This window comes from Burkholderia sp. LFS061 (assembly GCF_047978125.1).
Taxonomy (GTDB): domain Bacteria; phylum Pseudomonadota; class Gammaproteobacteria; order Burkholderiales; family Burkholderiaceae; genus Burkholderia; species Burkholderia pyrrocinia_C.
The window spans coordinates 14,763-40,707 of record NZ_JBFPFS010000021.1 but is presented as its reverse complement, the minus strand read 5'-3'; the positions used below and the strand labels follow the sequence as shown (position 1 = coordinate 40,707).

The window sequence follows — 25,945 nt, the reverse complement described above, 5'->3', positions numbered from 1 at the left end:
CATGAGTGAGCCGATCCGCTTCTACCATCGTCACGCGATCCGCGAGGTCAGCGGCGCGGACGTCACGCGCACCGTGCTGCAGTACCTGCGCGAGGACGCGCATTGCACCGGCACCAAGGAAGGCTGCGCGGAAGGCGACTGCGGCGCGTGCACGGTCGTCGTCGGCGAGCTGACCGACGCCGGCGCGGTCGAGTTCAAGGCCGTCAACGCATGCATCCAGTTCCTGCCGACGCTCGACGGCAAGGCGTTGCTGACGGTCGAGGATCTGCGCCAGCCGGACGGCTCGCTGCATCCGGTGCAGCAGGCGATGGTCGACTGCCATGGTTCGCAATGCGGGTTCTGCACGCCCGGCTTCGTGATGTCGATGTGGGCGCTGTACGAGAAGCACGGCCACGAAGGCTGCGGCAGCGCGTGCGCGAAGGCGAAGGACGTGCCGACGCGCACCGAGATCGCCGACGCGCTGACGGGCAACCTGTGCCGCTGCACCGGTTATCGCCCGATCGTCGATGCGGCCGTGCAGATGTTCGACGCGGCCGGCGAAGGTGCGCCGGCGCCGTCGGCACCGGTCGACACGGCCGCGCTCGCCCGCACGCTCGCGTCGCTCAGGCGCGACGACACGTTCGACTACGCGACGATCGACGGCGCGCGCTTCGCGGCGCCGCGCGCGCTCGACGCGCTGGCCGCGCTGAAGGTCGAACGGCCCGACGCGCGGATCCTCGCGGGCAGCACCGACATCGGCCTGTGGGTCACGAAGCAGATGCGGCGGCTCGACGACCTGATCTACGTCGGCCAGATCGCCGAACTGCAGCGCGTCGCGGAGCGGGGCGACTGGATCGAGATCGGCGCGGGCGTGACGGTCGAGAACGCGTATGCGGCACTGGCCGGCACCTATCCGGAGCTGACCGAGATGTGGAAGCGCTTCGCGTCGCTGCCGATCCGCAACGCGGGCACGCTCGGCGGCAACGTCGCGAACGGCTCGCCGATCGGCGATACGATGCCCGGCCTGATCGCGCTCGGCGCGCGCGTCGTGCTGCGCGGCGGCGATACGGTGCGCGAGCTGCCGCTCGAGGCGCTCTACACGGGCTACCAGCAGAAGGACATGGCGCCGCACGAATTCGTCGTCGGCGTGAAGGTGCCGACCCGCACCGGCGCGCGCGAGAAGCTGCAGTTCCGCACGTACAAGCTGTCGAAGCGGTTCGACTCCGACATCTCGGCCGTCTGCGCGGCGTTCGCGTTCATCGCGGACGGCGACACGATCCGCGAGCCGCGCATCGCGTTCGGCGGGATGGCCGCGACGCCGAAGCGCGCAACGCACACCGAAGCCGTGCTCGACGGCGCGCTGTGGCACGAAGCCACCGCGCAGGCCGCGATGCAGGCGCTCGAGCGCGACTACCAGCCGCTGTCCGACATGCGCGCGACGAGCACGTATCGCCTCGATACCGCGAAGAACCTGATGTATCGCTTCTGGCTGGAGACGCGCCCGCACGACCCGCTGCCGCCGCAAGCCCTGAATGTGCGTGAAGTGGCCGCCGAAGCCGGCGCCGACGCGGCGCGCGTCTGAAGACGGAGAACACCGAAGATGAACCAGCAAGCAGAACCGTTCCTGAGCACCCTCGACCCGCAGGCCGACGCCGCGCAGGTGCACGTATCGCGCGCGCACGAATCCGCGCACCTGCACGTGAGCGGGCGTGCCACCTACACCGACGACATTCCGGTCGTCGCGGGCACGCTGCACGCGGCGCTCGGATTGTCGGCGAAACCGCACGCGAAGATCGTGTCGATGAACTTCGACGCGGTGCGCGCGACGCCGGGCGTGGTCGCGGTGTTCACGGCCGACGATATCCCGGGCGTCAACGATTGCGGCCCGATCATCCACGACGACCCGGTGCTGGCCAAGGGCATCGTGCAGTTCGTCGGTCAACCGATGTTCATCGTCGTCGCGACGTCGCATGAAACCGCACGGCTTGCCGCGCGCCGCGCGCAGGTCGACTACGAGGAGCTGCCCGCGATCCTGACCGCGCAGGAAGCACGCCTGGCCGAAACCTACGTGATCCCGCCGCTGAAGCTCGCGCGCGGAGACGCGGCCGCGCGCCTCGCCGCCGCGCCGCACCGCGAGTCGGGCGAAATGCTGCTCGGTGGCCAGGAGCAGTTCTACCTGGAAGGGCAGATCGCGTACGCGGTGCCGAAGGACGACGACGGGATGCACGTGTATTGCTCGACGCAGCACCCGAGCGAGATGCAGCACCTCGTCGCGCACGTGCTCGGCGTCGCGTCGCACAACGTGCTGGTCGAATGCCGCCGGATGGGCGGCGGGTTCGGCGGCAAGGAATCGCAGTCGGGCCTGTTCGCGTGCTGCGCGGCGCTCGCCGCGTGGAAGCTGCTGTGCCCGGTGAAGCTGCGTCCGGACCGCGACGACGACATGATGATCACCGGCAAGCGGCACGACTTCCATTACCGCTTCGACGTCGGCTACGACGACGACGGCCGCCTCGACGGCGTGGCGCTCGAGATGACGTCGCGCTGCGGTTTCTCGGCCGACCTGTCGGGCCCGGTGATGACGCGCGCGGTGTGCCACTTCGACAACGCGTACTGGCTGGGCGACGTCGACATCGCCGGCTACTGCGGCAAGACCAACACGCAGTCGAACACCGCGTTCCGCGGCTTCGGCGGCCCGCAGGGCGCGTTCGCGATCGAATACATCCTCGACGACGTCGCGCGCTCGCTCGACCGCGATCCGCTCGACGTCCGCTACGCGAACCTGTACGGCAAGACCGAGCGCAACGTGACGCCGTACGGGCAGACGGTCGAGGACAACGTGCTGCAGGAGTTGCTCGGCGAACTCGAGACGACGAGCGACTACCGCGCACGGCGCGCGGGCGTGCGCGCATTCAACGCGCGCAATACGGTGCTGAAGAAGGGCATCGCGCTCACGCCGGTGAAGTTCGGGATCGCGTTCAACGTCACGCACTTCAACCAGGCCGGCGCGCTGGTGCATATCTACACCGACGGCTCGGTGCTCGTGAACCACGGCGGCACGGAGATGGGGCAGGGGCTCAACACGAAGGTCGCGCAGGTCGTCGCGCACGAGCTCGGCATCCGCTTCGGCCGGATCCGCGTGACGGCGACCGACACGAGCAAGGTCGCGAACACGTCCGCGACGGCCGCGTCGACGGGCTCGGACCTGAACGGCAAGGCCGCGCAGGATGCGGCGCGCCAGTTGCGCGAGCGGCTCGCGGTGTTCGCGGCGAAGCAGTACGGCGACGGCAACGTCGATGCGGCCGACGTGAAGTTCGGCAACGACGTCGTATGGGTCGGCGGCCAGGGTGTGCCGTTCGGCGAAGTGATCGCGAAGGCGTACCTTGCACGTGTGCAGTTGTGGTCCGACGGTTTCTACGCGACGCCGAAGCTGTACTGGGATCAGTCGAAGCTGCAGGGCCGGCCGTTCTACTACTACTCGTACGGCGCAGCCGTGTCGGAAGTCGTGATCGACACACTCACGGGCGAGATGCGCACGCTGCGCGTCGATGCGCTGCACGACGTGGGCGCGTCGCTGAACCCCGCGCTCGACATCGGCCAGGTCGAAGGCGCGTTCATCCAGGGGATGGGCTGGCTGACGACCGAGGAGCTGTGGTGGAACCAGGGCGGCAAGCTGATGACGCATGCGCCGTCCACGTACAAGATCCCGACCGTGAACGACACGCCGCCCGAATTCAACGTGCGGCTGTTCGAGAACCGCAACGTCGAGGACAGCATCCACCGGTCGAAGGCCGTCGGCGAGCCGCCGCTGCTGCTGCCGTTCTCGGTGTTCTTCGCGGTGCGCGACGCGGTCGCGGCGGTCGGCGATTACAAGGTGAACCCGCCGCTCGACGCGCCGGCCACCGGCGAGTCGATCCTGCGCGCGGTGAATGCGGTGCGTGCGGCTCGGGCAGGCTGACATGAACGGGCCCGCACGCTCGCTTCGCACCGCGTCGACCCCGACGTTCGCGCAGGGCACCGGCCGGCGCAACCGCGCGACCGGCGCGCCGGCGCCGATGCACATCGTGCTGTTCGGCGCCGGGCACGTCGGTCACGCGCTCGTCACGCTGTTCGGCGCGCTGCCGTGCGTCGTGCAGTGGGTCGACACGCGCGACGAGCTGTTCCCGGACGAATGTCCGCCGAACGTGCAGCCGGAGCCGACCGACACGCCGGAGGCCGTCGTCGACGCGGCGCCGCCCGGCGCGTACTTCCTCGTGATGACGCACAACCACGCGCTCGACTTCGCGCTCGCCGCGCAGATCATGCGGCGGCGCGACTACGCGTACTTCGGGATGATCGGCTCGCGCACCAAGCGCGTGAAGTTCGAGCGCCGGCTCGCCGCGCGCGGCGTCGATCCGGCGCGGCTCGCGGAGATGGTGTGCCCGATCGGCGTCGCGGGCATCGTCGACAAGGCGCCGGGCGCGATCGCGGTGGCCGTGTGCGCGGAACTGCTGCAGGCGCGCTCGGGCATGCCGGTGGCCGACGCGAAGGCGGCTGCGGCAGGGCGCGCGCGCGACGACGTGTCCTGCGCACGGTGACGTCGCACGGCTGGCGCACGGCCGCGCGTTTTTGCATACACTGCACGGCAACGCGCGGCACCGGGCCGCGCCTTTCCGTGCAGGCGCCATGTCCGATCACCCGATCTATCTCGACGCGCTCGATGCGAGCCTCGTCGCCATCGAGCGCTGGCTGTCCGGCGTCGACACCGCGCCCGCGGCGCTCGACGCGCTGCTCGCGCCGTTCTCCACCGGTTTCACGATGATCCTGACCGACGGCCGCGTAGTCGACCGCGACGGCACGCGCGCGCTGTTCGCGAAGCTCGCCGGCGCGAAGCCGGGGCTGCGCATCACGTTGTCGGAAATCCGCGTGCTCGCGGCCGACGCGTCGCATGCGGTGATCACCTATCTCGAAGCGCAGCACGCGGCATCGGGCGAGCTGCCCGCACGGCGCGCGACCGCCGTGTTCGAACGCGACGCGGCGGGCGTCGTGCGCTGGACCCATCTGCAGGAAACCTTCTGCACGGCCTGAGCGGCCGCGCCTTGCATCAGCGCTTGCGAGTGCGGGCGACCGTCAGCTCGTCGGACACGCTCTGCATCAGCGCGCACAGCCACGCGATGTCGGTCGGGCGGTCGGGCTGCGGATGCGTGAGCAGGTAGCTCTTGATGCGCGGGAACGGCACGGGCGGCGTGACGACGACGAGCGGCAGCAACTGCGCGTAGTGCGTCGCGAAGCGGCGCGTCGTCGTGAAGATCAGGTCCGACTGCAGCAGCACCTGCGGCACGATCCCGAAGTAAGGCAGCGTCGTCACGATGCGCCGCGCGAGGCGCGCGCGTGCGAGGCCGATCTCGATCGCGTTGCGCTTGTCGCCGGTGTACGGCGTGGGCGCGACATGCGCGGCCGACGCATACGCTTCGCGCGTGAGCGGCACGTGCGCGAGCGGGTGCGCTTCGCGCATCAGGCACACGATCGTGTCGGAGAACAGGTCCTGGCGCGCGAACTGCGGGTCGGGCTTCGGCCAGTTGCCGATCACGAGATCGAGCGCGCCCGATTCGAGCGCGCCCGCGTGGTCGAGCGCGGGATTCAGCGAATCGATTTCCAGGTGCGCATGCGGCGCCGCGTCGCGAAAGCGTTCGATCAGCGTCGGCATGAAGAAATCGTTCAGGTAATCGGGCGCGGCGACGCGGAACGTGCGCCGCGCGGACGACGGGTCGAAGTCGCCGTGCGGCGTCGCGATGAAGTCGACCTCGCGCAGCGCGCGCTGCGCGGCTTCGAGCAGCGAAGCGCCGTATTCGGTCGGCACCATCCCGGATTTGCCGCGCACGAGGATCGGGTCGTTCAGCGTCTCGCGCAGCTTGCGCAGCGCGGTGCTGATCGCGGGCTGGGTCTGGTTCAGCCGCAGCGCGGCCTGCGTGACGCTGCGCTCGAGCAGCAGCGTGCGCAATACGCGCACGAGCCAGATGTCGAGCGAGGCGGTACGGTCGTCGTCTTCCATCGGTGCGGGTGATTCGGGCGAAGCGTAACCTTACCGCAGCTGCACGTTGCCGTGCGTGATACCGGCCATCACGCCCGGCCCTTCGGCAGCGTGCTGATCCGCTTGACCTCGCTCGATTCGAGCCAGTTCGGCGTGCGCGCGCAGTACAGCACCATCGGCAGCGCGTCTTCACCCCAGAACAATTGCTTGTTCATCCAGAACGTCGGCACGCCGAACACGCCGAGCGCGATCGCGTCGGCGTTGTTGCGGGCCAGCTGCGCACTCGTCTCCTCGAATTCGATCAGCTCGTCGCCGTGGCCGACGCCGACGCGTTCGCACAGCGCAGCGAAGCCTTCGGGCGTCGACGGATCGTTGCCGTCGCGCCAGATGAAGCGGTACATCTCCAGTACCGTCGCGATATCGGCGCGCAGCGCGATCGCGAGGCGCAACACCTTGTCGGAATCGAACGGGTGCGCGGGCGGCATCTTGAAGCGGATGCCGAGCTGTTCCGCGCGAAACAGCGCGTGACGGTACGTGAACACGCGCTTGGCCGGCACGTCGGCGCTGGGGCGTTGTCCCCAGTGGCGCTGCAGGTCGATGAGCGACACGGCGACCGGTTCGAACGGCACGTCCGGCCATTTGTCATGCTGTTCGAGCAGCAGATAGGAGAACGGCGACACGAAGTCGAAGAACCAGGCGGGCTGGGCGGTGTCGAGGCCGGTTGTCATGACGATCTCCAGAGGGTGGGGCGTACGGCGGCCTCCATGGTACGCGGGCGGGCGCGCATGCAGCAATGATCGCGGATCGTCCGCTTACGCGGAACCGGGAGTCGCCCGGGGGGGCTCGCCGGCCGGCGGCGACCCGGCGTCGGCGCGTGCCTGCGGCTTTCCGCCGGCGCCGGGCGACGCCGCCGGCGTGTCCTGGTCGTGCGCGGTGAGCCGTTCGCGCACGAAGCCGATGTGCTCGCGCAGCACGTAGAACTGCCCCGCGTAGGCGAGCGGCATCTTCATCCGGTTCACCGCTTCCTCGATGTCGTCGAGCTCGTCGAGCAACCGGACGCGTTCCTCGGCCGTGTGCTCGCCGAGCGCGCGACGCTCGAGCGCGATCAGCGCGCCATACCAGCGATAGATGCGCGAACGCACGCGCCAGCCGTACAGCGACGGCACGAGCCGCAGCCCGGGGATCAGCACGACGATCAGCGGCACGATCACGACGAGCAGCCGGTCGACGAGGCTCGCGACCCAGAACGGCAATCTCCGGTACAGGAAGGTCTTGCCCGACTTGTAGTAGCGCGCGGCATCGTCGGACAGCGGAAAGCCGCGCGTGACGGACGACGGGAATTCGCCCGCGTGCTGCAGGATCGTCGCGTGGCCGTGCACCTCGCGCGCGGCCTCGATCAGCAGATCGGACAGCGCGGGGTGCAGCGAGTCGCGCGCGACCAGCTCGATCGTCGGCGCGACGGTATGGATGTCGGCGGGCGGCAGGTTCCGGCCGAGATCGTAGACGCCCATCGGCAGCGTGATCGCGGTCAGGTACGGAAAGCGCCGCGCGTACGCTTCGGCCTGCGTGAACGAATACACGTGCACGCCGGGCGCGCGGAACAGTTTCGCCATCACGGGGATCTGCGTCGAGTCGCCGGACAGGAACGCTGCGTCGATCTTGCCGTCGAGCAACGCGGTCGCGGCGTCTTCGCCGGCCGTCGGCAGCAGCTCGGTCGGGCCGCCCGGCACGATGCCGTTCATCTTCAGCAACGCGAGGCTCAGCTCGCGTGCGCCGCTGCCTTCCGCGCCGAGCGCGAGCCGCTTGCCCTTGAAGTCGGACAGGCGCGCGACGATCGGGCCGCGGTACATGATCGCGAGCGGCACGTAGCCGATGCTGCCGAGCGAGACGAGTTGTTCGTCGCGCTCCTTCGGGCCGATGCCGCTCTGCACGAAGCCGACGTCGACCGGCGCGCTCGGGTTCGACAGCCGCGCGAGGTTCTGCGCGGATCCTTCGGACGATTCGACGTCGAGCGTGACGCCGTTCTTCGCGAGGATGGCCTTGTATTTCTGCGCGGCGTTCCAGTACGTGCTGCCGGGCGGCCCGGCCGAGATCACGAGCGTGGACGGCGGCGCCGGCTGAATCAGCCTGACCGCGAGCCAGACGGCCGCGCCCGCGAGCAGCACGGTCGGGCCGATCGACAGCGCGAGGTCGCGCCACGACACCGCGACGAAGCGGGCGAGGATGCGGCGAGGCGGACGAGGGAGGGCAGGCTTCATGGGGTTGGCGGATGACGCTGGCGTGACGCATCGATGACGGCCGTCATGGACGATGCGGATTCTCGCGGCGATGGTACCCGGTTTCGCCGCGCATGCGCGAGTCGGGTGCCGTGGCGCGGCGCCGCGACGACAGCGGCGGGCGGCGCTTCGTCAAAAGCTTTGCGCTTCCGCGGGCGCTGGATTACATTGTGCGACGCAGCCGCGCCCGATTCGCGCGCGACCCGGCACGCAATTAGACCGGGCGCGTCCGGCCGGCGGCTGTCCGGCCCGGCCGGCCCGCTATCGCGCGCGCCGGCTGTCGGCCCGCCTCGCCTCTCTCGCATCGCCGTGGAAATCACCGGCTGTCCCGCCCGTTCGCGCGCGGGCCGGCTGTCTTTGGGGGTATCCGGCCGTACTGTGCACGGCCGTTCCGGAGTTACAAGGAGATAGCATGAAGTCGATCGTGTTGAGAGCGTTGGGCGTCGCCGCCGTGGCGGCCTGTTTGTCGGGCAGCGTGTATGCGCAGTCGAGCGATGCGGCGGCCACCGAAGCGCCGGCGGCCGCGACGAGCGCGCCGAAGGCCGCCGCGAAATCCGCGAAGAAGGCGAGCCGCAAGCTCGGCTACGCGGTGCGCAAGGCGATTTCGAAGGAACCCGGCGTGAATGTGTCGAACCTCGTCGTGCGTTCGAAGGGCGGGGCGATCACGCTGGAGGGCACGATGCCCGAACAGGCACAGATCGACAAGGCCGAAGCCGCAGCCAAGGACGTGAAGGGCGTGACGTCGGTCACGAACAAGCTGACGGTCCAGCAGCAGTAATGCCGGGCGGCGGCGCGCGAGCGCCGCGCATGCCCGCTTTCGGGCGGGCTCCGGCATGCCGGAGCCCGTTTGCGCTTCAAAGTCCGCAAGCCGCGTACGACGCGGCGGCGGACCGATAACGATATCGAGAGGGCGGCGATGGCGAGGCTCGGGTGGGGCAGGCGGATGGTTTTCGGCGCGGCGCTGGCCGCTGTCGCGATGCTCGGCGCCTGCAACGGCGACGAATCGGCCGAGCGCAACCGGCTGCCCGGCTTCGTGTCCGGCAGCGTGCGCACGACGGCCTACGACGGCGCCAGTGACGATTTGTTGACGGCCGGCCTCGGCAAGACGGGGCTCGCGGCGGCGACCGCGCCCGGCTTTGCGAATCCGTCCCGGCCGACGAGCGCCGAGCTGCGCCGTCTCGCGATCTGGTCGAACTACCGCGCGCTCGTCGACATGAGCGCGAACGGCGGCTACGGCCGCTTCTGGGGGCCGAACGTCGACCTCGACGGCAACGACACGCTCGGCGAAGGCAAGATTCCCGGCACCGAATATCTCGCGTATTCCGACGACGGCAGCGGCAGCAAGAACGTGACGCTGCTGGTGCAGGTGCCCGCCAGCTTCGACCCGGCGCAACCGTGCATCGTCACCGCGACGTCGTCGGGCTCGCGCGGCGTGTACGGCGCGATCTCCGCGGCCGGCGAATGGGCGCTCAAGCGCGGCTGCGCGGTCGCGTACAACGACAAGGGCGGCGGCAACGGCGCGCACGAGCTCGGCACCGATACGGTCACGCTGATCGACGGCACGCTCGCCAACGCGGTGCTCGCCGGCACTGCGAGCCTGTTCACCGCGAACGTGACGAGCGGCGATCTCGCCGCGTTCAACAGCCGCTTCCCGAACCGCTATGCGTTCAAGCACGCGCATTCGCAGCAGAATCCCGAACAGGACTGGGGGCGCGTGACGCTGCAGTCGGTCGAGTTCGCGTACTGGGCGCTCAACGAGCAGTTCGGACCGCTGATCGACGGCTCGCATCACGGCGTGCGCTATCGAGCGGGCGACATCACGACGATCGCCGCGTCGGTCAGCAACGGCGGCGGCGCGTCGCTCGCGGCGGCCGAGCAGGACAACCGCGGCTGGATTACCGCGGTCGTGGTCGGCGAACCGCAGATCAACGTGCGGATGTCGCCGAACGCGATCGTGCGCACGGGCGGCCAGCCCGTGCCGTCGTTCGGCCGGCCGCTGGCCGACTACGCGACGCTCGCGAACCTGCTGCAGCCGTGCGCGGCCGCGTCGGCGTCGCTCGCCGGTGCGCCGTACCTGAGCGCGCTGCCGGCCGCGACCACGCAGTCGATCCGCACGCAGCGCTGCGCGACGCTCGCCGCGGCCGGGCTCGTGTCGGGCGCCGACCCGCAGAGCCAGGCGGCCGACGCGCTCGCGCAGCTTCACGCGGCCGGCTATCTGGCCGATTCCGACCTGCTGCAGGCGCCGATGTGGGATTCGCAGGCGATTCCGGCGATCGCGGTCACCTATGCGAACACGTACACGCGCTCGCGCGTCATCGACAACCTGTGCAATTTCAGCTTCGCGACGACGAACGCGGCGACGGGTGCGGTCGCTTCGCCGGCCGCGTCGCCGATGACGGCCGTGTTCGGCGTCGGCAACGGCGTGCCGCCGACGGCCGGCATCAACCTCGTGTTCAACACGGGCGCGGGCGTCGACCACCGGCTAGCGACGCCCGATGCGAGCTTCGCGGGCGCGCTGTGCCTGCGCCAGCTCTGGACCAACGGGATGCTCGGGATGCCCGCGAACGTCGACGCGGTGCGCGTGAACGCGAACCTGCAGGGCAAGCCGGCGATCATCGTGCAGGGCCGCAGCGACGCGCTCGTGCCGGTGAATCACGCGTCGCGCGCGTACGTCGCGCAAAACGGCATCAGCGAGGGCGGGCGCAGCAAGCTCGTGTTCTACGAGGTGACGAACGGCCAGCACTTCGACGCGTTCCTGCCCGTCGCGGGTTTCGACACGCGCTTCGTGCCGGTCCACTACTACAACCTGCAGGCGCTGAACCTGATGTGGCGGCACCTGAAGAACGGTGCGCCGCTGCCGCCGTCGCAGGTGATCCGCACGGTGCCGCGCGGCGGCACGCCGGGCGCCGCGCCCGCGCTGACCAGCGCGAACCTGCCGCCGATCTCGGCCGCGCCGGGCGCGAACGCGATCACGACCGGCGCCGGCGCGATCGACGTGCCGCTCTGACGGCGCCCGCCGCGCCGCCATCACGAAGCCGGACAGCCGTCCGGCTTTTTCTTTTTTATCGCGTGGAATCGGTCCCGTGCCGCCTTTTATCCGAATGGCGAGTGCCGTAACAAATTATTACTTTACGGCGGTAAATCCGGAACCTATTATGCGCCGGTATTTTCACTTAATTTAATAAATTCCAGATACGAGATATTCCTTTCCTTTTAATTAATCGATCCTTTCGATTTTGTTAAGTCGGCTCGAGTTGCGATTGGTCGCCGTTCTGCGATTAATCGGCATCTTGCCGGCGGGGGATTGTTCGTCTGCTCGAAGCGAGGCGGCCTTGTTGGGCCGGGCTTTGCGGGGTGTGCTTTGGCCGTCGATTTTGTGTGCATGCGAATGCGCGGAATGAATTCGTATTGCTGCGGATTATCGAATTGTCGTTCGCAATGGAATTGATTTCATTGTGCGGTCGCAAAAATATGGGTGGGGTAAATCGTGCCGATCGGTATTCGCCGATCCGGTAAAAAACTCGGAGTGCGTCGCATAACGAATGCATTCCCGGTGCGGAGCGCCGGCGCAAACGATCCTTTGCGGCCGGCGGTATTTATCGTTCTGTTCGAGAGGCAATAATGACGACACGGAAGTCCTTGAAAGACGGTTTCGCGCTATTCGGAACGACACTGAGCATGCCGCTCGCCGCAGCCGCGGCCGCGGCGCTGCTCGTCACGGGGTGCGGCGGCGACGACGGGCCGAGTCCGTCCGCTTCGGCCGCAACCGCGGCCGCGACGACGTCCGGCGGCAGCACGTCGGCCAGCACCGACGCAACGGCCGCCGCCGCGGCCGACCAGCCGTACGTCGACAACGACGTGTACGGCACCGGGCCGAACGACGCGGTCACGGATTCGACGGAAGGCGCCGCGGTCGTGCACCGCCAGGTCACGATCGGCGGCAAGACCGTCAAGTACACGGCTACCACGGGCCACCTGACGACGATCGATCCGATCACGTCGGCGCCGAACGCGAAGATGTTCTACGTCGCGTACACGCAGGACAATCCCGATCCGTCGAAGCCGCGCCCGGTCACGTTCTTCTACAACGGCGGCCCCGGCTCGTCGTCGGTCTACCTGCTGCTCGGCTCGTACGGGCCGAAGCGCCTGCAGTCGTCGTTCCCGAACTTCACGCCGCCCGCGCCGTACAAGCTGCTCGACAACCCGGACAGCCTGCTCGACCGTACCGACCTCGTGTTCATCAACCCGGTCGGCACCGGTTATTCGGCGGCGATCGCCCCGGCGAAGAACAAGGACTTCTGGGGCACCGACCAGGACGCGCGCTCGATCGACCGCTTCATCCAGCGCTACCTGACCAAGTACTCGCGCTGGAATTCGCCGAAGTTCCTGTACGGCGAATCGTACGGCACCGCGCGCAGCGCGGTCGTGTCGTGGGTGCTGCACGAGGACGGCATCGACCTGAACGGGATCACGCTGCAGTCGTCGATCCTCGACTACGCGAACGCGCTGTCCGCGCCGGGTACGTTCCCGACGCTCGCGGCCGATGCGTTCTACTGGAAGAAGACGACGGTCAACCCGACGCCGACCGATCTCGACGCGTACATGGTCCAGGCCCGCAACTACGCGGACAACACGCTCGCGCCGCTTGCGCAGAAGCCGAACCCGCAGGACGGCGGTTTCGTGAACGTGCGGCTGAACCTGAACCTGCAGACGGCGCAGCAGATGGGTTCGTACATCGGTACGGATCCGACGTCGCTGATCCAGACCTTCGGCAACCCGGCCGCGCTCGGCAACGTGCCGTCGTCGAACGACAACCCGCCGTACACGTTCTTCCTGACGCTCGTGCCGGGCACGCAGATCGGCCAGTACGACGGTCGCGCGAACTTCACGGGCAAGGGCATCGCGCCGTACATCCTGCCGAACTCGGGCAGCAACGATCCGTCGATCACGAACGTCGGCGGCGCGTACACGGTGCTGTGGAACAGCTACATCAACACCGACCTCAAGTACACGTCGACGTCGTCGTTCGTGGACCTGAACGACCAGGTCTTCAACAACTGGGACTTCAGCCACACGGACCCGACCGGCGCGAACCGGGGCGGCGGCAATACGCTGTACACGGCCGGCGACCTCGCGTCGACGATGAGCGTGAACCCGGACCTGAAGGTGCTGTCGGCGAACGGCTATTTCGATGCGGTCACGCCGTTCCACCAGACGGAGCTGACGCTCGCGCAGATGCCGCTCGATCCGGCGATCAAGGCGCAGAACCTGACGATCAAGAACTACCCGTCGGGCCATATGATCTACCTGAACGACGCGTCGCGGACCGCGCTGAAGGGTGATCTCGCCAGCTTCTACGACGGCATCCTCGCGAACCGCACCGCGCTGCAGCGCGTGCTGAAGCTGCAGGCGCGCACGCAGCAGCTCAAGCAGCAGCAACTGAAGCAGCAGGGGCAGTAAGCGCCGCGGGCGGCTTGCGCCGCCTGAAGTGACGTAAAAGCGCGGCCCGATCACGCGCCTCGGCTCTTCGCGCGGCGTGTGCCGATGGCGGTGCTGCAATTCTCCAAGGTGCCCCCGGGAGTCATGGACCTCGGGGGCATCGTCTTGTCCGAGGACCGACTCGTCGGCCCCTGAGACCATCGGTGATGGCGGCGAGAATCCTCAAAGAGGGGATGAATGGCCCTCTATTGAGGATTCGTCGAAAAATCCCCATAATGAGGATGTTTATCCCTCTATTGAGGATTTTCATGAGTCTCGCAGACTTTCTCTTCACACCGGGCATGCAACGGGTGCTTGGCGCCACACTGCTGCAGCCTGATCGTAGTTTTACGCTCCAGGAACTGCTGCGTCTGGCAAACAGTGGGCGCGGCAGCGCCCAAAAGCAGGTGGACCGGCTGGTCGAGGTCGGCGTACTCAAGGAAGACGCCCGACGAGGCCGACAACGGAGCATCCGCGCGAACACGGAATTCATCCTCTATCCGGAACTGGTCAGCATCGCGCGCAAGTCATTTGCCGTTGTGGAGCCGTTGAAGGAAGCCTTGTTGCCTTTTGCCGCGCACATCTCCACGGCGTTCGTGTTTGGCTCGGTGGCCAAGGGTACCGACAGTGGCCATAGCGACATCGACCTGATCGTCATCGGGAACGTCCCTCTCCTCGAGCTATCTGAAGCCCTGCACGTGGCCGAGCAAAGTCTGCTGCGCCCCGTCAACTTCTCTTTGTACGAGCCTGCTGAGTGGGCTGCGCTGTTGGACGCCGACCCTGTCATGACCCAGATCGCCCAAGGCCCAATGCTGAGGATACTGTGATGCCGCGCCCGACTGAATACGAAAACCTCATCAAGACGAAAGCCTTCGATGCTGTTGCTCCGACGCCCGGGGCAATCGCGGGCTTCCTGCGCAATGCCGCGGACTATAAGGCCACCGCCGATGAGTTGGATCCCGCCCGACATCTGCAAGTATTTACCTTGGCCTACGAAGGCTATTTTCAGGTGGTCCAGGCCATCCTGGAGTTCTACGAGGTGCGAACCAAAGATGCGGGCCGTAACCTGGCCATCCAGCGTGTGTCGACCTCGCTGGGCGTGAATACCCAGGAATTTGCCTTCATCACGAAGGCCCACGAGCGTCGCAACGGCACGTCGTACGTCTCACCGTTTCCCCCGGTGTCGAAGGCAGAGGCCGCCACCATGCTGAGCATCCTGGCCAAATACTTACCCGTTGCGAATACGCTGACCGGTACGCCGTGAGATCCGCTCGGAAGTCCGTCAAGACAGGAAGTAACGGTTGGGTTGCGAGCCGGGATGGTGTTTTTTCGTTAGGGGAGAGAGGGTATCGATGCGACGCTGCGGTGCGTCGCGAAGTGCCGCTTACGCGAGCACGAGCCGCACGCCGACCGCGACGAGCGTCGCGGCGAGCAGGTTGCGCAGCAGCCGCTCGGGCGCGCGCGCCGACAGCAGGCTGCCGAGCACGATGCCGGGCAGCGAGCCGAGCAGCAGCGACAGCAGCATCGACCAGTCGACCGAGCCGAGCAGCCAGTGGCCCATGCCCGCGACGAGCGTGAGCGGCACCGCGTGCGCGATGTCGGAGCCGACGATGCGGGTCGTCGCGAGCATCGGATACAGCAGCAGGAGCACGGTCACGCCGATCGCACCGGCGCCGACCGACGTCATCGACACGAGCACGCCGAGCATGGCGCCCGTGAGCACGGTCGACCACAGCGTGCGCGCGGGGCTCGGCGCGAGCGGGTTGCGCGCGGCGAACGCGGTGAGCTGCGGCCGGAAGATCAGCGCGAGCGACGTGAGCAGCAGCGCGATGCCGAGCACGAGCTGGATCATCCGCGCGGTGCCCGGCGTGTTCATCCCGTGCGTGTGCAGCCACCACAGCGTGAGCGCCGCGGCCGGGACGCTGCCCGCCGCGAGCCGGCCCGTGATGCGCCAGTCGATCGAACCCTTCAGGCCGTGGACCAGCGTGCCGGTGGCCTTGGTCGCGGCTGCGTACAGCAGGTCGGTGCCGACCGCCGTCGCGGGGTGGACGCCGAACAGCAGCACGAGGATCGGCGTCATCAGCGAACCGCCACCGACGCCGGTCAGGCCGACGAGGATGCCGACGAACAGGCCGGACAGGGAGTACAGCAGATCGATATGGGGAAGCGACATCGGAAGCAGGCGGTTATGCGGCGTTCGGCGGCGGCGCGCGGCCGCTGCGCGCGCGTCAAAGTCCGCCATTGTCGCAAATGTGGCGGGTGGATGTACGACTGCGTTAAAAATCGGCCGCAAAGGCCTGTGCGGCGGGCGGCCGGACGAGTGTGAAACGCGTGTTCGAGCGAGGCGGGGCCGATAACGGTGACGGCCCGAAAGGTATGACGAACCGGGAATGCCTGCCGCGGCTCGGCACCCGCAAAAAAGGGCGCGACACGGCGCGCCCTGGTTCGATGCCGGTGACCGGCTTGGTCGGCCGGCGGTCAGTGCATCGCGGGGCCGACGCTTTCGACACCGTTCTGCGGCCGGATGCGCAGCGCGAGGCCGATCAGCGCGGCCGCGGCGGCGAACGCCGCGCCGAACGCGAATGCCGCGTGGTAGCCGCCGTTCAGCGCGTCGAGCGGCGCGGCCTGCGCGGCCGCGAGCGCGTCGGTGCGGGCCGCCGCGAGGCTCGCAAGCACCGCGAGGCCGAGCGCGCCGCCCATCATGAACGCGGTGTTGACGATCCCCGACGCGAGCCCGGAATCGGCCGGATCGACGTCGCTCATCGCGGCGAGCAGCACCGGGTTGAACGCGATGCCCGCACCGATGCCGAGCAGCGTCATGCCGGGCAGCACGTGCCAGACGAAACCGCCGTCGACCGGCGCGCGCGAGAACAGCGCAAGGCCGCAGGCCGCGATCAGCAGGCCGGCCGCGATCGGGCCGCGGATCCCGAAGCGCATCACGATGCGCGCCGACAGCCCGAGCGAGAACGCGGCCATGATCAGGTTCGCCGGCAGGAACGCGAGGCCGACCTGCAGCGGCGCGTAGCCGAGCACGCGCTGCATGTACAGCGCGGACAGGAAGAACCACGCGAACATCGCGGCCGCCCACAGCACGCCGATCACGTTCGCGAGCGCGACGTTGCGCGCGGCGAACAGCGTGAGCGGCATCAGCGGATGCGCGGCGCGCGCCTCGATCGCGATGAACAGCACGAGCAGCGCGACGGCCGCGCCGATCAGCACGACGGTCTGCGTCGACAGCCAGCCGGCCTCGTTGCCGCCGACGATCCCGTAGACGGCCAGCATCAGCGACGCGGTCACCGTGACCGCGCCCGCGATGTCGAGCCGCGCGGTGCCGGCCGGCGCGCGCATGCGCGGCAGCAGCGCGACGCACATCGCATAGACCGCGATGCCGATCGGCAGGTTGACGAGGAAGATCCAGTGCCACGACAGCGAGCTCGTCAGCAGCCCGCCGAGCAGCACGCCGATGCTGCCGCCGCCCGCGCAGACGAAGCCGTAGACGCCCATCGCGCGCGCGCGTTCGCCGGGCTCGGTGAACAGGTTCATGATCAGCGACAGCGAGACGGCCGACACGACCGCGCCGCCGAGCCCCTGCACCGCGCGCGCGGCGATCAGCATCGCCTGCGATTGCGCGAGGCCGCACGCGAGCGACGCGAGCGTGAACACGACGAGGCCCGCGAGGAACATGCGGCGCTGGCCGTACAGGTCGCCGAGCCGGCCGCCGAGCAGCAGGCAGCCGCCGAACGTCAGCAGGTACGCGTTGACGACCCACACGAGGGCCGTTTCGGTGAAATGGAGGTCGGTGCTGATCGACGGCAGCGCCACGTTCACGATCGTGCTGTCGAGCACGATCATCAGCACGCCGAGGCAGAGCACGATCAGCGCGTACCAGCGCTTCTCGCCGTGAATCCCGTGTGTCATGGGCCTGCAGCCTTCTGATAGTTATTTGAAAGGATGCATTGTAGACGTCCTCGGCGCGGGCTTCCTGCCGGTTTGTGGCAGCAGCGACGCGTAGTGGCACGTCCGGGCGGGACGCACGGGATGGGCGTTGTGCGTGTTACGACCGCGCTGGCAGTTCGCAGCCGTCGGGGCCGCACGCGGCCGCGTCGCTGCCGGCGAGTTCGACGATACCGTCGCGCCACGCCTGGTCGAGCGCCTGCGCGAACGCGTCGGCCGGCTGCGCGCCCGACACCGCGTAGCGGCCGCCGAACACGAACAGCGGCACGCCGCGCCCGCCGATCTGCGCGGCGCGCGCGATGTCGGCTTCGACTTCGGCACGGTACGCGTCGCTGCGCAGCACGTCGTCGACGGCCGAGCGCTCGAGCCCCGCTTCGACCGCGAATTCGGTCAGTTGCCCATGATCGAACAGCGAGCCGTGCTCGCAGAAATACGCGCGGTACAGCCGCTCGGTCAGCGCGTGCGCGCGGCCTGTGGCTTCCGCAAGCTTCACGAGCCGGTGGCCGTCGAGCGTGTCGCCGACGAGCGTGCCGGGCAGGTCGTAGCGCAGCCCGACGCTCGCGGCCGCGTCGGTCACCTGGCGCAGCATCTGGTCGACCTGCGCGGGCGACATCCGGTACTTGTCCGCAAGCATCGCCTCGACCGGCTCGACGGGCTGGCCGGGCATCAGCCGGTACGCGCGCAGTGCGACGTCGACGCGGTCGGCGTGCGCGAACGCGGCGAGCGCCTCGTCGAAGCGGCGCTTGCCGATCCAGCACCACGGGCAGATCAGGTCGGACCAGATTTCGACGGTGAGGGTCGGGCGGGCAGTCGGGGCGGGAGCGGTCGTCATGGGTGGTCTGGGGCGGCAAAAAAATGTAACCGGGACTATATCACTTTATGTTTCGACGCTTGGTCCTGGCCGGGCCTGTGCGAAACGGGCCCGCGCCCGACGTATCACGAAGCATAGGCACGGAAGGCACGGACCGATAGCGATTGCCGATGCCAGATGCCAGATGTGGCGGCGGGGCCCTGCGAACCGGCCTGCGGGGCATGCCGTTTGCCGCTTACGCGTCGCCCTGCGTTTCCTTCAGGTGCTTGAGGTGTTTGTAGACCGTCGCGCGCCCCATCCCGAGCACGTTCGCGACATAGTTGGCCGCGCTCTTGCCGCGGAACGCGCCTTCCGCGTAAAGCGCCTCGACGAGCTCGCGCCGATGCTCGCGCGTGAGCCCGTTCAGCCCGACCTGTCGCTCGCGCAGCCAGCCGTGCAGGAACGTGTTGATGCGCTCCTGCCAGTCGTCGCGGAACAGCTCGTCCGGCTGCGCGACGACGCCCGCGCCCTTGATGAACAGGTCGAGCGTCGCGCGCACCTCGTCGAACACCGCGATGTTGAAGTTGATGCACATCATTCCGGCCGGACGGCCTTCGTCGTCGAACAGCACGTTGCTGACGCAGCGCATCCGCCGGCCGTCCCAGTTCAGCTTCTCGTACGGGCCGATCACGCGCTCGCGCGCCGAATGATCGATTTCCTCGAGCGCGGAATCGTCGCCGACCTCGCGCTTGGACAGGTTGTTCGCGAGATACAGCACGGTCTGGTCGTGCAGGTCGTGGATCACGACTTCCGCGTACGGGAAGAACAGCGCGGCGATACCGTCGGCGATCGGCGCATAGCGGGTGAGCAGCAGGTCTTTGACGGGGGATTTCTTCTTGCGCATCGGTGTCGCCATCTCGGGTGGGCGGGGGCCGGGCGGCACATCGGGCCGGCGTGGCGGCGCGCCGGTGGCCGGCATGCCCGTGCGCCCGCGCGCGGCCGCCGCGGCGGTTGCGCCATTGTATCGGCCCCGCGCTCGCGTGATGCTCATGCGCGCGTCAGGTGCGTGTACAGCGCGTACGCGATCGCGATGTCCTCGAGCCCGAGGCCGATCGAGCGGAAGAACGCGTGACGCGTGCGCGACGGCGCCGCGCAGGTGCCGGCGACGAGCGCGGGCAGGTCGCCGACGATCCGTTCGGCGTCCCAGCCGTGATCGGCCGCCGCGATCTGCATCTCGCCTGCGCTCGCGGGCGTCGTGTGCCGGTAGTCGCAGTACACGTCCATGTCGGGCAGCCACGCGGGCGGGATCTCGTGCGCACGTGCGACGTTCGTGCTGATCGACGTGACGAGCGCGGGGCGCGTGAGCATCCCGTCGCCGAGCACGGGCGTGCCCGACGACGTGCACAGCATCACGACGTCCGCATCGCGCACGCAGGCTTCGACGCTCGCAGCCGCGCGTGCGCGCGGGTCGAGCCCGGCGAGCGTCGCCTGCAGCGCCGAGTCGCCGGCGAGCGCGGGCGAGTACACGCGGATCGTCTCCCAGTCGCGCAATGCCGCCGTGTGCCGCAGGTGCGCGAGGCCGACCGCGCCCGCGCCGACGATCGCCAGATGGCGCGCATCACGGGGCGCGAGGCAGTCGACCGCGAGCGCCGTCGTGCCGGCCGTGCGTTCGACGGTCAGCCGCCCCGCGTCGCACCACATCAGCGGCTGGCCGGTGCGCATCGACATCAGCGCGGTCCAGGCGGTGACGATGGGTCTCCCGTCGGGTTTGCCGCCCGTCGCGACGTACGGCGACAGCTTCGCGCCGAACACCTGCTCGTCGGCGAGCGCGCCGAGATACGTGATGAAGTCGCCGGCCTTGCCGGGAAACAGCGTGAGGGTCTGCGGCGGCTGCACCGCGCGCGCCGACGCGAGCGACGCGAACATGCGGCGCAGCGTGCCGAGTACGTCGAGCGACGGCAGGGCCGCGCGCACCGCGGCTTCGTCGACGGTCAGCGGCAGGGGCGGGACGGTTTGCGTCATGGGGACATCTCCGGTCGGGGCCGGACAGGAATGTCTCGAAAGACGGTGTCCGGCGGTGTTCGTGATGGACGAAAAGTCTAATATAGACACACGAAATCTGGAGAATTTTTCTTTTCGAGACTTTGTGTCGTCGTTGGTTTTGTAGAAAACACCGGAAAATCAACGGTGTTTTGCGTGCTCGATGCAATTTCGACGTGACGCGACGACGCACGATCCTCGTATCCCCTATAGTCCATAGTGGACTTTAAGTCTATATTTCGCATGCAGGACACGATGTGTCGCCGTGTGGCGGCCGCCTGTGTCGAATGCCGATCCGGCGCCCCGTCGCGGGCGCCACGCGACCGATCTTCATTGCCTCAATCGAGAACAGAAGGACCGTCTCATGAACTGGAAGCTTTCCCTCTGCGCCGCCGCGGCGCTTGCGTGCACGGCCGTCACGGCCCACGCGGAACAGGCCACGTTGCGCTTCGGGATCGAAGCCGCCTATCCGCCGTTCGAGAGCAAGACGCCGGCCGGCCAGCTGCAGGGTTTCGACGTCGACATCGGCAACGCCGTGTGCGCGAAGCTGAACATGAAATGCGTGTGGGTCGAGAATTCGTTCGACGGCCTGATCCCGGCGCTGCAGGCGCGCAAGTTCGACGCGATCAACTCGGCGATGAACATCACCGCGAAGCGCAAGCAGAGCATCGACTTCACGCCGGCGATCTACGTGGTGCCGATCGTGATGGTCGCCAAACGCGGCTCGCCGCTGCGGCCCGACGTCGCGAGCCTGCACGGCAAGCACGTCGGCGTGCTGCAGGGCTCGTCGCAAGAGGATTTCCTGAAGGCGCACTGGGCCAATGCGGGCGTGGCTGTCGTGTCGTATCAGGACCAGGACCAGATCTATGCGGATCTCGTCGCCGGACGTCTCGACGCGGCCGTGCAGGAAGCGCAGACCGCGCAGGACGGTTTCCTCGACAAGCCGGCCGGCCGCGACTACCAGATCGTCGGCGAGCCGCTGAATGATCCGGCGACGCTCGGCGAGGGCACGGGCTTCGGGCTGCGCAAGGGCGACAAGGCGCTGCAGGCGAAGATCGCCGGCGCGCTCGACGCGCTGAAGAAGGACGGCACGCTGGGCGCGCTGTCGCAGAAGTACTTCAAGCGCGACATCGTCGCGAAGTAAGCACGGCCGCGCGCCGGCCGCGGTGCCGGCGCGCGTCGCATCGAATCTCGACGCTGGGCGGGGAAGCATGGATTTCGACGTCATCGTTCTGGGGGCCGGCATCGTCGGCGCTGCATCTGCAGGATCGCGGGCTGCGCGTCGCGCTCGTCGACCGGCGCGCGCCCGGCGAGGAAACGAGCCACGGCAATGCCGGGCTGATCGAGCGCGCGTCGGTCGTGCCGTATGCGTTTCCGCGCCGGCTCGGCACGCTGCTGCGCTATGCGCGCAACCGCTCGGTCGATCTCTATTGGGACTACCGCGCGCTGCCCGCGTATGCGGGCTGGCTCGCGCGCTTCTGGCGCGAATCGTCGCCGCAGCGGCTCGCGGCCGCCGCGCGCGACATGCTGCCGCTCGTCGCGGCGAGCGTTATCGAGCACGACGCGCTGCTCGCGCGTACCGACGCGCAGCCGCTCGTGCACGACGGCGGGTGGATCGAGGCATTCCGTTCGCCCGCGCTGTTCGACGCGGAAACGCGCGCGCAGCAGCGCGTGGCCGACGCGCACGGGCTGCGGATGACCGTGCTCGACGCGCGTGCGCTGCGCGAACGCGAGCCCGGTGTCGGCGACGCATTTTGCGGTGCCTTCCACTGGCAGGACCCGAAGACCGTGTCGAGCCCGGGCGGGCTGACGAAGGCCTATGCGCGACTGTTCGAACGCGACGGCGGCACGTTCGTGCTCGGCGACGCGAAGACGCTCGCGCAGGTGGATGGCGGCTGGCGCGTCAGTACCGAACATGGGCCGATCTCCGCACGCTCGGCCGTGGTCGCGCTCGGGCCATGGTCCGATCAGGTGTTCGCGCCGCTCGGCTACCGGATTCCGTTGCGCGCGAAGCGCGGCTACCACATGCACTACCTGCCGACGCGCACGCCGCTGAACGTGCCGGTATGCGATACCGAGGCGGGCTTCGTTGTCGCGCCGATGGAAGGCGGCCGCCTGCGGCTCACGACCGGCGTCGAGATCGCGCTGCGCGGTGCGCCGCCGACCGGCGTGCAGCTCGCGCGTGCCGAGCCGCTGGCGCGCGACGCGTTCGGCATCGGCGAGCGGCTCGATCCCGAGCCGTGGCTCGGGATGCGGCCGTGCACGCCGGACATGCGTCCGGTGATCGGGCCCGCGCCGCGCCATCGCCATCTGTGGTTCGCGTTCGGCCATTGCCACCACGGGCTCACGCTCGGCCCCGCGACCGGGCGCCTGCTCGCCGAAATGATGACGGGCGCGCCGACCTATATCGATCCCCATCCGTACCGGCCGGCGCGCTTCGGCTGAGCCGGCATCGCGGCGATGCGGCGACGGCCCGGGCCGCCGCCCCGCGCGCTGCATCGCGTTCTCCGGCTGCGATGCGGCCGCAACAATTTTTCATTCGGCTATCCGAATTATCGAAAACCGGGTATTCGGAAATGATCTGCGTAATCGCCAAGAAAGAAATCGCGCAATAAATAAAATCAGTAAATTCGCGATTTATCAATGCATTTTCATATTGCTGAAATGCGCAATGGGCAGCCGCCCCTGACGATTCAGGGCACCGGCTCGATCGGGTGTTCCGGCGTTACTCGGAATGTACCGGAACACGTTACTTCGCGGCTCGCAAACGTTACGTTACATCCGCGCTCCGCGGGCCTTTTTCGTCAGACGATTCGGGCTCCGCGACCCGTGTATTTCGCCTGAAATCCATAAAAAATCGTTATTGCCAGGTAATTGGCAGATGAATCAATCCGCTTTTTTGAATTGGCACGCTTCGTGCGATCCGTCCCCATGCTTTATCAACGTAGTGCCAACCGAGATGGGGTGAATAAGGATGGGACAAAATTTTAAACTGACGGGTGTGGCGCTGTCGGTCGCGACGGTGTTCGGGGTACTGGCTTCGGGTTCCGCGATGGCGGGGGCCCTCGATTCGTTGCCGATCCCGCAAGTGATCGTCAATCCGCCGACGAACAGCGTGTCGGTCGGGCTGGTTGCGACGGGCACGTCGCCGCTGGGCTCGGTCATCGTGACGGCGGGCGGCTCGGGTGCGATCCAGACGTCGTTCGGCGATCCCGGCCAGGTGCTGTCGGGCGCCGTGGGGGCGGTGACGGGCGCACTCGGCGGTGGCGGCGGCACGGTGCAGCCGCTTGCGCCGGTGCAAGGGGTGCTGAACCAGGTGACGGGTGCGCTGAGTGGCGGCAACCCGGCGGGCGCGTTGACCGGTGCGCTGAATACGGCGACAGGGACGCTGAGCAATGCGGTTGGTACGGTAACGGGCGCATTGGGTAGCGTCGGCGGCGGTGCGAATCCGCTTGCGCCGGTTCAAGGTGTCGTGAATCAGGTGACGGGTGCACTCGGTGGCGGCAATCCGGCCGGCGCACTGACGGGTGCTCTCGGCACGGTGACGGGTGCGCTGGGTGGCGTCGGCGGAGGGGCGAATCCACTGGCGCCGGTTCAAGGTGTCGTGAATCAGGTGACGGGTGCACTCAGTGGCGGCAATCCGGCCGGCGCACTGACGGGTGCTCTCGGCACGGTGACGGGGGCGCTGGGTGGCGTCGGAGGCGGTGCGAATCCACTGGCGCCGGTTCAAGGCGTAGTGAATCAGGTGACGGGCGCACTCGGCGGCGGCAATCCGGCTGGCGCACTGACCGGCGCCCTCGGTACGGTAACGGGCGCACTGGGCAACGTCGGCGGCGGTGCGAACCCGCTGGCGCCGGTTCAAGGCGTAGTGAATCAGGTGACGGGCGCACTCGGTGGCGGCAATCCGGCAGGCGCATTGACCGGCGCCCTCGGCACCGCAACGGGCGCCTTGGGCGGTATCGGCGGCGGCTCGAACCCGCTGGCACCGATCCAGAGCGTCGTCGACCAGGTGACGGGCACGCTCGGCAGCGGTAACCCGGCCGGCGCGCTGAGCAACGCGGTCAACACGATCACGGGCACGCTCGGCAATGTCGGCGGCGCGGGGAGCCCGCTCGCGCCGGTGCAAGGCGTCGTCACGCAGCTCGCCGGTACGCTCGGCAACGACAATCCGGCCGGTGCACTGACGAACGCGCTGAACTCGGTGACGGGTGCGCTCGGCAACCTCGGCGGCTCGAACCCGCTCGCGCCGGTGCAGGGCGTTGTGAACCAGGTCGTCGGCACGCTGTCCGGCGCAGGCGGCGGCAGCCCGATCACGCCGATCACGAACCTCGTCAACGGCCTGCAGAACGCGCTGCCGACCGGCGGCAACGCTGCCGGCGCACTGACCGGTGCACTCGGCTCGGTGACGGGTGCACTCGGCAACCTCGGCGGGTCGAATCCACTGGCGCCGGTGCAAGGCGTCGTGAACCAGGTCGTCGGCACGCTCGGCGGCAACAATCCGGCTGCGACGCTGAGCAATGCGGTCGGCACGGCCACGGGCGCACTCGGCAATGCAGTCGGCTCCGTCGCGGGCGCGCTCGGCGCGCTGGGCGGCACGAGCCCGCTCGCGCCGGTGCAGGGTGTCGTCAACCAGGTCGTCGGTACGCTCGGCAGCGGCAATCCGGCCGGTGCGCTGACGGGCGCGCTGAACTCGGTGACGGGTGCCCTCGGCAACCTCGGCGGGTCGAATCCACTGGCGCCGGTGCAAGGCGTCGTGAACCAGGTCGTCGGCACGCTGACGAGCGCGGCGGGCAACAGCCCGATCGCACCGATCACGAACCTCGTGAACGGCCTGACTGGCGGCAGCAACCCGGCCGGCGCAATGACCGGTGCGCTCGGCTCGGTGACGGGCGCACTCGCGAACGGTCCGGCGGCGCTCGGCCAGGCGGCCGGCGCGCTGTCGGGCGCGGCCGGTTCGACGGCAGCGGCAGGCGGCAGCCTGCTCGGTTCGGGCTCGAACGCGGCCGGCGGTACGGCGGGCGCGGTCGGTTCGCTGTTGACGACGGGTGCCAACTCGACGGCGACGGTCGTCAATGCGGCCGGCACGTCGGTCGGCACGGCGCTCGGTTCCGCGCCGGGCCTGTCGGTGACGCCGCATTCGGGCAACGGCTCGCCGAACAACCCGCTCGCACCGGTGACGACGCTGCTGCAATCGCTGACCGGCGCACTGCCGAGATAACGCGCCGGAAACGCACGGCGGCGCCGTATCGGCCGCCGTGCGAAACGGCCGTGCAACATGGGTTGCGCAACGCGGCATGACAAGGATGTCATGCCGCGTTGTCTTTTGGGTTTCCCGCTTTCTTTCGTCGTATGAATGGCCGATGCCGGGCCGCCGCCGATCGTCGCAGGGCGGCATGGAATAACCGGCCGCTTTCGTCCGTT

At 68.5% G+C, this 25,945-nt stretch carries 19 protein-coding genes and 1 pseudogene; 12 read left to right on the top strand and 8 right to left on the bottom strand.

The features are described from left to right. Position 1 precedes the first annotated feature (1 nt). The 4 genes from xdhA to ACNQQL_RS19440 all read left to right on the top strand — a co-directional run bounded on the left by xdhA (position 2) and on the right by ACNQQL_RS19440 (position 5,043). Entirely contained in the window at positions 2-1,561 is a 1,560-nt protein-coding gene (gene xdhA / locus ACNQQL_RS19455) for a xanthine dehydrogenase small subunit (RefSeq protein WP_347065142.1), read from the top strand. Between the two features lie 18 nt (positions 1,562-1,579). Continuing rightward, positions 1,580-3,934 (top strand): xanthine dehydrogenase molybdopterin binding subunit, encoded by a 2,355-nt coding sequence (gene xdhB / locus ACNQQL_RS19450; protein ID WP_347065141.1) that lies wholly within the window; start codon positions 1,580-1,582, stop codon positions 3,932-3,934. A 1-nt stretch (position 3,935) separates the two neighbouring features. After that, positions 3,936-4,553 carry a xanthine dehydrogenase accessory protein XdhC gene (gene xdhC / locus ACNQQL_RS19445; protein WP_347065140.1) on the top strand — a complete coding sequence of 206 codons (618 nt, stop codon included), beginning with the start codon at positions 3,936-3,938 and terminating at the stop codon, positions 4,551-4,553. 88 nt (positions 4,554-4,641) lie between these two features. After that, positions 4,642-5,043 carry a nuclear transport factor 2 family protein gene (locus tag ACNQQL_RS19440; RefSeq protein ID WP_111017722.1) on the top strand — a complete coding sequence of 134 codons (402 nt, stop codon included), beginning with the start codon at positions 4,642-4,644 and terminating at the stop codon, positions 5,041-5,043. A 16-nt stretch (positions 5,044-5,059) separates the two neighbouring features. Here ACNQQL_RS19440 and ACNQQL_RS19435 read toward each other — a convergent pair whose 3' ends face one another. The 3 genes from ACNQQL_RS19435 to ACNQQL_RS19425 all read right to left on the bottom strand — a co-directional run bounded on the left by ACNQQL_RS19435 (position 5,060) and on the right by ACNQQL_RS19425 (position 8,244). Next, positions 5,060-6,007, bottom strand: a complete 948-nt coding sequence (locus tag ACNQQL_RS19435; protein WP_034182857.1) for a LysR family transcriptional regulator — start codon at positions 6,005-6,007, stop codon at positions 5,060-5,062. A 68-nt stretch (positions 6,008-6,075) separates the two neighbouring features. After that, positions 6,076-6,714: a DsbA family protein gene (locus ACNQQL_RS19430; protein ID WP_072436210.1), complete on the bottom strand. Its 639-nt coding sequence runs from the start codon at positions 6,712-6,714 to the stop codon at positions 6,076-6,078. A gap of 84 nt (positions 6,715-6,798) precedes the next feature. Then, positions 6,799-8,244: a TAXI family TRAP transporter solute-binding subunit gene (locus ACNQQL_RS19425; RefSeq protein WP_347065139.1), complete on the bottom strand. Its 1,446-nt coding sequence runs from the start codon at positions 8,242-8,244 to the stop codon at positions 6,799-6,801. Positions 8,245-8,674: 430 nt separating this feature from the next. On the opposite strand from ACNQQL_RS19425, the gene ACNQQL_RS19420 reads away from it, so the two are divergent. The 5 genes from ACNQQL_RS19420 (at position 8,675) to ACNQQL_RS19400 (ending at position 15,004) form a co-directional block, all read left to right on the top strand. Continuing rightward, on the top strand, positions 8,675-9,040 hold the full coding sequence (locus tag ACNQQL_RS19420) for a BON domain-containing protein (RefSeq protein WP_072436208.1): 366 nt from the start codon (positions 8,675-8,677) through the stop codon (positions 9,038-9,040). A gap of 138 nt (positions 9,041-9,178) precedes the next feature. After that, entirely contained in the window at positions 9,179-11,269 is a 2,091-nt protein-coding gene (locus ACNQQL_RS19415; protein WP_347065138.1) for a D-(-)-3-hydroxybutyrate oligomer hydrolase, read from the top strand. Between the two features lie 614 nt (positions 11,270-11,883). Continuing rightward, positions 11,884-13,722 (top strand): S10 family peptidase, encoded by a 1,839-nt coding sequence (locus ACNQQL_RS19410; RefSeq protein ID WP_347065137.1) that lies wholly within the window; start codon positions 11,884-11,886, stop codon positions 13,720-13,722. A 287-nt stretch (positions 13,723-14,009) separates the two neighbouring features. Beyond that, positions 14,010-14,567, top strand: a complete 558-nt coding sequence (locus ACNQQL_RS19405; protein WP_072436430.1) for a nucleotidyltransferase domain-containing protein — start codon at positions 14,010-14,012, stop codon at positions 14,565-14,567. Next, the gene (locus ACNQQL_RS19400) at positions 14,567-15,004 is read left to right on the top strand and encodes a hypothetical protein (RefSeq protein ID WP_347065136.1); all 438 of its coding nucleotides are present in this window, start codon (positions 14,567-14,569) and stop codon (positions 15,002-15,004) included. Before ACNQQL_RS19405 ends, ACNQQL_RS19400 begins: the two co-directional genes overlap by 1 nt. Positions 15,005-15,124: 120 nt before the next feature. Here ACNQQL_RS19400 and ACNQQL_RS19395 read toward each other — a convergent pair whose 3' ends face one another. The 5 genes from ACNQQL_RS19395 to ACNQQL_RS19375 form a co-directional block, all read right to left on the bottom strand. Beyond that, complete coding sequence (locus ACNQQL_RS19395) at positions 15,125-15,913, bottom strand: sulfite exporter TauE/SafE family protein (RefSeq protein ID WP_034183419.1); 789 nt, start codon at positions 15,911-15,913, stop codon at positions 15,125-15,127. Between the two features lie 305 nt (positions 15,914-16,218). Then, positions 16,219-17,658: a DHA2 family efflux MFS transporter permease subunit gene (locus tag ACNQQL_RS19390; protein ID WP_347065135.1), complete on the bottom strand. Its 1,440-nt coding sequence runs from the start codon at positions 17,656-17,658 to the stop codon at positions 16,219-16,221. Between the two features lie 136 nt (positions 17,659-17,794). Further along, positions 17,795-18,526, bottom strand: coding sequence for a DsbA family oxidoreductase (locus ACNQQL_RS19385; RefSeq protein WP_347065134.1), 732 nt, complete (start codon positions 18,524-18,526; stop codon positions 17,795-17,797). Between the two features lie 214 nt (positions 18,527-18,740). Next, positions 18,741-19,535: a helix-turn-helix transcriptional regulator gene (locus ACNQQL_RS19380; protein WP_347065133.1), complete on the bottom strand. Its 795-nt coding sequence runs from the start codon at positions 19,533-19,535 to the stop codon at positions 18,741-18,743. Continuing rightward, complete coding sequence (locus ACNQQL_RS19375) at positions 19,532-20,506, bottom strand: ornithine cyclodeaminase family protein (protein WP_347065132.1); 975 nt, start codon at positions 20,504-20,506, stop codon at positions 19,532-19,534. Before ACNQQL_RS19375 ends, ACNQQL_RS19380 begins: the two co-directional genes overlap by 4 nt. A 382-nt stretch (positions 20,507-20,888) precedes the next feature. On the opposite strand from ACNQQL_RS19375, the gene ACNQQL_RS19370 reads away from it, so the two are divergent. The 3 genes and pseudogenes from ACNQQL_RS19370 to ACNQQL_RS19360 all read left to right on the top strand — a co-directional run bounded on the left by ACNQQL_RS19370 (position 20,889) and on the right by ACNQQL_RS19360 (position 25,742). Then, positions 20,889-21,668 (top strand): ABC transporter substrate-binding protein, encoded by a 780-nt coding sequence (locus ACNQQL_RS19370; protein ID WP_204425898.1) that lies wholly within the window; start codon positions 20,889-20,891, stop codon positions 21,666-21,668. Positions 21,669-21,735: 67 nt separating this feature from the next. Next, positions 21,736-22,969, top strand: a pseudogene (locus ACNQQL_RS19365) (NAD(P)/FAD-dependent oxidoreductase). Between the two features lie 529 nt (positions 22,970-23,498). Continuing rightward, a complete protein-coding gene (locus ACNQQL_RS19360; protein WP_347065131.1) occupies positions 23,499-25,742 on the top strand; it encodes a hypothetical protein in 2,244 nt (747 codons plus the stop codon). Positions 25,743-25,945: the final 203 nt, after the last annotated feature.

Coding starts and splice junctions, on each gene's coding strand:
- xdhA (WP_347065142.1), top strand. CDS start 2: ATGAGTGAGCCGATCCGCTTCTACCATCGTCACGCGATCCGCGAGGTC.
- xdhB (WP_347065141.1), top strand. CDS start 1,580: ATGAACCAGCAAGCAGAACCGTTCCTGAGCACCCTCGACCCGCAGGCC.
- xdhC (WP_347065140.1), top strand. CDS start 3,936: ATGAACGGGCCCGCACGCTCGCTTCGCACCGCGTCGACCCCGACGTTC.
- ACNQQL_RS19440 (WP_111017722.1), top strand. CDS start 4,642: ATGTCCGATCACCCGATCTATCTCGACGCGCTCGATGCGAGCCTCGTC.
- ACNQQL_RS19435 (WP_034182857.1), bottom strand. CDS start 6,007: ATGGAAGACGACGACCGTACCGCCTCGCTCGACATCTGGCTCGTGCGC.
- ACNQQL_RS19430 (WP_072436210.1), bottom strand. CDS start 6,714: ATGACAACCGGCCTCGACACCGCCCAGCCCGCCTGGTTCTTCGACTTC.
- ACNQQL_RS19425 (WP_347065139.1), bottom strand. CDS start 8,244: ATGAAGCCTGCCCTCCCTCGTCCGCCTCGCCGCATCCTCGCCCGCTTC.
- ACNQQL_RS19420 (WP_072436208.1), top strand. CDS start 8,675: ATGAAGTCGATCGTGTTGAGAGCGTTGGGCGTCGCCGCCGTGGCGGCC.
- ACNQQL_RS19415 (WP_347065138.1), top strand. CDS start 9,179: ATGGCGAGGCTCGGGTGGGGCAGGCGGATGGTTTTCGGCGCGGCGCTG.
- ACNQQL_RS19410 (WP_347065137.1), top strand. CDS start 11,884: ATGACGACACGGAAGTCCTTGAAAGACGGTTTCGCGCTATTCGGAACG.
- ACNQQL_RS19405 (WP_072436430.1), top strand. CDS start 14,010: ATGAGTCTCGCAGACTTTCTCTTCACACCGGGCATGCAACGGGTGCTT.
- ACNQQL_RS19400 (WP_347065136.1), top strand. CDS start 14,567: ATGCCGCGCCCGACTGAATACGAAAACCTCATCAAGACGAAAGCCTTC.
- ACNQQL_RS19395 (WP_034183419.1), bottom strand. CDS start 15,913: ATGTCGCTTCCCCATATCGATCTGCTGTACTCCCTGTCCGGCCTGTTC.
- ACNQQL_RS19390 (WP_347065135.1), bottom strand. CDS start 17,658: ATGACACACGGGATTCACGGCGAGAAGCGCTGGTACGCGCTGATCGTG.
- ACNQQL_RS19385 (WP_347065134.1), bottom strand. CDS start 18,526: ATGACGACCGCTCCCGCCCCGACTGCCCGCCCGACCCTCACCGTCGAA.
- ACNQQL_RS19380 (WP_347065133.1), bottom strand. CDS start 19,535: ATGAGCATCACGCGAGCGCGGGGCCGATACAATGGCGCAACCGCCGCG.
- ACNQQL_RS19375 (WP_347065132.1), bottom strand. CDS start 20,506: ATGACGCAAACCGTCCCGCCCCTGCCGCTGACCGTCGACGAAGCCGCG.
- ACNQQL_RS19370 (WP_204425898.1), top strand. CDS start 20,889: ATGAACTGGAAGCTTTCCCTCTGCGCCGCCGCGGCGCTTGCGTGCACG.
- ACNQQL_RS19360 (WP_347065131.1), top strand. CDS start 23,499: ATGGGACAAAATTTTAAACTGACGGGTGTGGCGCTGTCGGTCGCGACG.